This is a genomic window from Streptomyces sp. NPDC007162 (assembly GCF_040634175.1).
Classification (GTDB): Bacteria; Actinomycetota; Actinomycetes; order Streptomycetales; family Streptomycetaceae; genus Streptomyces.
Genome location: NZ_JBEYFC010000612.1, coordinates 1 through 4,621 on the forward strand (window position 1 = coordinate 1; position 4,621 = coordinate 4,621).

General features: G+C 70.4%; 5 protein-coding genes and 1 pseudogene. 1 reads left to right on the forward strand and 5 read right to left on the reverse strand.

Annotated elements, in window-relative coordinates; translation table 11 throughout:
• Positions 1 to 94: 94 nt before the first annotated feature.
• The 5 genes and pseudogenes from ABZ646_RS40450 to ABZ646_RS40470 form a co-directional block, all read right to left on the reverse strand.
• Positions 95 to 524, reverse strand: a pseudogene (locus tag ABZ646_RS40450) (winged helix-turn-helix domain-containing protein); the annotation flags it as partial.
• Positions 525 to 597: 73 nt separating this feature from the next.
• Complete coding sequence (locus ABZ646_RS40455; protein WP_360530931.1) at positions 598 to 1,206, reverse strand: ScbR family autoregulator-binding transcription factor; 609 nt, start codon at positions 1,204 to 1,206, stop codon at positions 598 to 600.
• Positions 1,207 to 1,374: 168 nt separating this feature from the next.
• Positions 1,375 to 2,055, reverse strand: coding sequence for a ScbR family autoregulator-binding transcription factor (locus ABZ646_RS40460; protein ID WP_360530934.1), 681 nt, complete (start codon positions 2,053 to 2,055; stop codon positions 1,375 to 1,377).
• 142 nt (positions 2,056 to 2,197) lie between these two features.
• Complete coding sequence (locus ABZ646_RS40465; protein ID WP_360530937.1) at positions 2,198 to 2,971, reverse strand: glucose 1-dehydrogenase; 774 nt, start codon at positions 2,969 to 2,971, stop codon at positions 2,198 to 2,200.
• Complete coding sequence (locus tag ABZ646_RS40470; protein ID WP_360530940.1) at positions 2,968 to 3,690, reverse strand: HAD family phosphatase; 723 nt, start codon at positions 3,688 to 3,690, stop codon at positions 2,968 to 2,970. Before ABZ646_RS40470 ends, ABZ646_RS40465 begins: the two co-directional genes overlap by 4 nt.
• A 383-nt stretch (positions 3,691 to 4,073) precedes the next feature.
• Here ABZ646_RS40470 and ABZ646_RS40475 point away from each other — a divergent pair.
• Positions 4,074 to 4,621: AfsA-related hotdog domain-containing protein (locus tag ABZ646_RS40475; protein WP_360530943.1), on the forward strand; the 548-nt coding region annotated here is incomplete at its 3' end.

Below are 4,621 nucleotides of genomic sequence, written 5' to 3' on the forward strand. Positions count from 1 at the left end.
CAGGCGCCGGGGAATCCCCCGCACGCGCCGCGGGATCCGGTTCCGCCGGCTGCCCGGACGCACCAGGCGCCCCGGCAGCCCTGCCGTCCCGAACCAGGGCGAGGGCCGCGCGCAGCAGCCGGACGGCCTCCGGGTGGTCGCCGGCCTCCATCGCGCGGTACCCGCGCCCGGCGAGCCGCTCGAACTCCCTTACGTCGCTCGTGCCGTCACCGGTGTCGAGCAGGTAGCCGCCGGGTACGGTGCGCAGGACCTGCCTGGCGGTGCGCGCGTCCGGGCCGCCGCCGCTCCGCTCCGGTGCGAGCGCGAGGAGTTCACGCAGGTGCATGATGTACGTCTGCACGGTGGCCCGAGCGCTGCGCGGGAGGCCGGGGACCCCAGAGCTCCTCCGTCAGCGTCCCCGCGGTCACGGGCCGGTCGGCGTGCAGGGCCAGCAGGGCCAGCACCTGGCGCGGCTTGTGCGCCGTCGGGGCGACGGGGGCACCGTTCTCGCGTACGTCGAGGGCGCCGAGTATGCGGATGTCCATGCGGTCCCCCTGCTCCGCCGCCGTGCGTGTCGGCCGTCCGGGAAAGAGAGTCAAAAACGGCACGGACGGTTTGTCAAACCCGGCCCCGTACGGTGGGTGCGCCTTCGCTTCGGAGCTGCGGGAGCACCAGGGACCAGAACTGCTCGACGTGCTGGGACGGGCTGCGGTCGCGGGTCGCGGCCCCGCTCAGTTGGAACCCGACGGTCGCGGCCACTATCACCGCGGCGACCCGTTCCGGTGAGACGCCCTCGGTCAGTTCGCCTTCGCGCTGTGCCCGCAGCAACTGTTCGCAGACCCACGCGCGCCACCAGCAGTCGAAGCCGGGGCCGCCGTTCTTCCAGGACGGATCGACGCCCAGTTTGAAGCCCGCACGCACGACGACGTCGGCGGCGACCGCGACCAGCAGGTCCCGGGTGACCGCCACCAGCAGCTGCAACGCGGAGGCGGCGGACTGGTGCCGGTCGGTGACCAGTTGCTCGACGGAGCGCCGCGCCTCGCTTGCCACCTCGATCGCCAGCGCGTCCTTGCTGGGAAAGTGGAAGTGCAGTGCTCCGGCGCTCACTCCGGCCCGTCGGCATATCGCGGGCAGCGAGGTCGCTGCGTAACCGTCGTCGGAGAAGATCTCCGCAGCCGCGAGAACGAGGGCCTGGCGGGTTCTGGCCGCCCGGAGCTGCTTGACCATCGCGTCCCCCTGTTGGTCCGGGCGGTCCGAAAACCCTAGCAAAACGGCGTGATCGGTAGGTTTGTCGGCACCCGGAGGCCGGACAACCTCCCCAGAATCTCCCCGGCGTCACCAGGAGAACCGTTTCTCCGGGCAACAAACCACACAGGCGGTCGGCTTCGGGGCCGGTCAGGCCTCGGTGTCCACCAGCGGTTCCCGCTCCTGCGTTTCCTGCCGACGCCGCTCGGCTTCCTCGACGACGCGGGCGCCCCGGTCGGGCGCGGTGTCCAGCCTGATCAGGGCCGCGGGCGTGGCTATGGCCGGGAGTACGTGGTTGTAGAGGACGGAGATCCGGTCATTGAGATCCGTCCAGTCGGAGACCACCTCGGACATGAACTGGGTGCCGATCCAGGCCCCGAGGAAGCACTCCGCGGTCTCCCGTGGCGTGACGTGCGGCAGCACCTCACCGCGTTCCTTGGCCTCCACCAGCTTCTCGGTCACCACCTCGGTCCAGGCGGGCCAGGCACTCCCGAACAGCGAGCGTCCCTGGAGGTCCGCGGAGAGCCGTATGCCGGCGAGCAGGATGACCTCCTTGGGGATCCGGTGGGCCAGCGTCATGCCGATGTCCACCCACTCCTGGAGCTTCAAATCCCGCGGTACCCAGTAGTCGTCACTGATCTGGGCGTTGATCACACCCCGCGCGAGGGCTTCCTTGGAGTCGAAGTGGAAGTAGAGGGCACCCTTGGTGACTCCGGCCCGGTCGAGGATCTCGGCGATCGTCGCCGCCGTGTACCCGCGCTCGGCGAAGACCGCCGCAGCGGCCTCGACAACAGCACGCCGGGTCCGAATCGCACGCTCCTGACGCGCCATGGGACCCCTCCTCGGTCAAAAGAAAACCGGACGTGACGTACCTTACCCCAAACGGGGGTCGGTATTTCGGCCGGAGAAGGCCGATTCCCAGCCGGTCCCGCACCGGCGCGGACGCGTCGAAGCGGGACCCTCCGGGGGCAGTTCACCAGGCGGTGCGTCCGCCGTCCACGGTAAGTGTGGCACCCGTGACGAAGCTCGCCCGGTCACCGCACAGCCAGGCCGCGGCCTCCGCGACCTCCTCCGGGGCGGCGGCGCGCGCCTGCGGGGCGGAGCGGTAGGCGCGGGCCTCGTTCTCGGGGGACTTGGCGAACCAGTCGTCGATCATCTCGGAGCGGGTCAGGCCCGGGGCGATGGCGTTGACGCGGATGTGGTGCGGGGCGTACTCGACGGCGGCCGCCTTGGTCAGTCCGATGACGGCGTGCTTGGAGGCGATGTAGGGGGCGGCCGTCGAGGAGGCGACCAGGCCGCCCACGCTGCTGGTGTTGACGATCGAGCCGCCGCCGCTCTCCAGCATGGCCGTGATCTCGTGGCGCAGGCAGTTCCACACGCCCCGCACGTTGGTCTCGGTGACGCGTTCGTAGTCGGCGTCGTCGATGAGGTGCATCGGGGTCTTCGGCAGCGCCACGCCGGCGTTGTTGAAGGCAGCGTCGAGACGGCCGTACCGCTCGACGACGAACTCGACAGCGCGCCGCACGTCGTCGCCGTCGCGCACGTCGAGGGTGCGGTGGCTCGCCTCGGCGCCCTCCGCGCGCAGCGTCTCGGCGAGGGCGCGCAGCCTGTCCTCGCGGCGGGCGGTGACCACGACGACGGCGCCCTGCCGGGCGAACACCCGGGCCGCGGCGGCGCCGATGCCGCTGCTGGCGCCGGTGATCAGGACGACCCGGCCGGCGAGGTCCGCGCCCTGTGCCGCGGTCACCCGGCCGCCTCGGCGAGCGAGCCGGCGTCCTGCCAGACGGTGCCGAGGCCGGCCTCGCGGTCGAGGGTGCGCAGGCGCCGTTCGTCGATCTCGGTGAGGCTGCCGACCAGGTGCCGGACGCCGAGTTCGCGCATCAGCTCCCGCTGGAAGCCGTGTTCGAAGGTGCTGGGGTGACCGACGAACGGGACGCCCAGTTCCTTCGCGTGGGCGGCGAAGCGGGCCACGTCGTCGATGAAGAGGACCTGGTGGAAGTCCAGGCCGAAGTGGTCCTGGGTGATCTCCCGGATGCCGGGTCGGAAGTCGTCGGTGCAGACGTAGCGGGGGGCGGTGAACAACTGCTCCCAGGCACCGAGATGACGGCGGAAGTGGTCCTCGTCGAGGCCTCCGTAGCAGATGACGTCCAGGCCCAGGGCGCGCAGCCGGTGCAGGAGTTCCTCGGCGCCGGCGAGGGTGTGGACCGGGTGGGCGCGCAGGTGGTCCTCGCGCTCGGCGAAGTAGTCGGCGACGGCCTCCTGCTCGCTCACGCCGGCACCGGTCTCCGCCAGCAGGACCCGGGCGGCCGCCAGCCGGGACTGCGAGAAGAGCCGCTGCTCCAGCTCCCGGGTGTACGCACCGCCGTACTTGAGGACGAGCCGGTGCAGGACGGGGCTGAAGCTGTCGTTGAGCAGGACGCCGTCGATGTTGACGGCGGCGAGGCGCAGGGTGCGCAGTGGTTCCATCGGGTCTCCCTCTCGCTAACCGTTCGACCATCATGCAGGTGCTGTCGAGACCGGAGGGACCGCGGGCGGGGCCGATGCCCCCATGGCGTGGCCGAAAGAGACCGCATGTCAGGTTTTGGCGGAGTCGGACTGCCCCGCCGTCCACACGGAACCGGTCGACGACATCCGCCAGTTGGTCCGTTATTCGGCGTGCCTTCTGCATGATTGAGCGCGAAAATACTTGGCCAAACCACTACTGAGCGGAGTCGTGCATGGATCGAGTCGAACCACGCTTGGTGAATCCTTTACCTGGTGGCCGACCCGAGAAAACCGGTAGGTCCGTATCTTATAGGCGTCGAACGGAGCTTCCAGCCAACGAAGAGCTTCCCGACGGGGGGTCGTCAATGAGCCTGTCCACCAGCGAGATCGGAGTCGGTCTGCCCGCCCTGCCCCGACTGACCACCACGGTCCCGAAGGAGTACGTCCACCGGGCGTCCCTGGCAGAGGTGTTCCTCAGCGGTTGTACCGCCCAGGACGAGGGAGTGCGGTTCTCGCTCACCGGACAGTGGCCGCGCGCCCACACGTTCTTCAACAGCGCAGACGGCTCGAGTCACGACCCCCTGCAGGCCGCAGAGACGTTTCGACAGGCCGGCATGTTCGTGACGCACGCGGAGCACGGGATACCGCTCGGCCACCACTTCGTGCTGTGGTCGCTCAGCTGCCACACCGATCTGGAGCAACTGCGCATCTCCTCCCGGCCCACGGACTTCGACCTGGAGGTGACCTGCCCGGACGCCGCGCCGCGCGGCAGGGCGTCCGGGCGCCGGATGGGCATCCGGTTCGCGCTGCACAGGGACGGCAGACCGGTGGCTCACGGGGACGGGCTGTACTCCATCGTCAGCCCGTCCGTGTACGCCCGGCTGCGTGCCAACCGGACGGGTAGGGGCGGGAC